The organism is Inquilinus limosus MP06, assembly GCF_000767795.1.
GTDB lineage: Bacteria > Pseudomonadota > Alphaproteobacteria > DSM-16000 > Inquilinaceae > Inquilinus > Inquilinus limosus_E.
This window is the reverse complement of sequence record NZ_JANX01001028.1, coordinates 1-1098: the sequence shown is the minus strand read 5'-3', so window position 1 is coordinate 1098 and position 1098 is coordinate 1. Positions and strand designations below refer to the sequence as shown.

1 protein-coding gene is annotated in these 1098 nt (G+C 73.2%); it reads left to right on the top strand.

The window, feature by feature from the left end:
- Positions 1–222: 222 nt before the first annotated feature.
- Positions 223–1098, top strand: an 876-nt coding sequence (locus P409_RS34950) for a cupin domain-containing protein (protein ID WP_052121730.1), incomplete at its 3' end; no start/stop codon positions are given.

The window sequence follows — 1098 nt, the reverse complement described above, 5'->3', positions numbered from 1 at the left end:
GACGGCGCCGAGCTGCGGCGCGCGCACATCCTTCAGCTCGCCCTGGAAGCCGCCCGATCGGGGTGCGGGCCGCGCCCGCGATGACGACGGGATCATTCGCGCTCATGACATCCTCCGGTGTCTCATTGGCCGGATGCTAGCACGACGGAACCGCCGCTGGGCGAGGACGGATCGACCCGGTACAGTGCGCGCCGTCATTCCCTGGGCAACATCGCGGCTTCCATGACCGATCCCCTGCTCGGCGGCCTGTCCGCCGCCGATTTCCTGGCCCGCCACTGGCAGAAGGCGCCGCTGCTGATCCGCCAGGCGATCCCGGGCTGGTCCAGCCCGATCACGCCGGACGAGCTGGCCGGCCTGGCCTGCGAGGACGGGGTGGAGAGCCGGCTGGTCACCCGCCGCCGCGGCAAATGGGCGGTGCGGCACGGGCCGTTCGACGAGGCCGATTTCGGCAAGCTGCCGGCGCGGGACTGGACCCTCCTGGTGCAAGGCGTCGACCTGTGGGAGCCGGCGGTGGCGGATCTCCGCGAGCGCTTCCGCTTTGTGCCGGACTGGCGGCTGGACGACGTCATGGTCAGCTACGCCCCGCCCGGCGGCGGCGTCGGCGCCCATGTCGACCAGTACGACGTGTTCCTGCTGCAGGGGCTGGGCCGACGGCGCTGGCGGATCGGCGGCGCGGCCGAAGTGCGTCCCGCCTGGGTGCCCGACCAGCCGCTGAAGCTGCTGGCGGACTTCGAGCCGGCCGAGGAATGGGTGCTGGAGCCGGGCGACATGCTGTACCTGCCGCCGGGCTGGGCCCATGACGGGGTGGCCGAGGATGACTGCCTGACCTTCTCGATCGGCTTCCGCGCCCCGAGCGTGGCCGAGTTGGCCGGCCGCTTCGCCGCCGCCGTGGCCGACAGCGAGGACGAGGAGCGGCGCTATGCCGACCCCGACCTGGCGCCGCCGGCCAATCCGGGCGAGATTCCCGACGCCGCGATCGAGCGGGTGCGGGCCTATCTGGCGGAGAAGCTGGACGACCGCCGCTTCCTGGCCGGCTGGCTGGGCAGCCTGCTGACCGAGCCGAAGGAGGAGCGCGAGGCGCCGCCGCCGCGCAAGCGC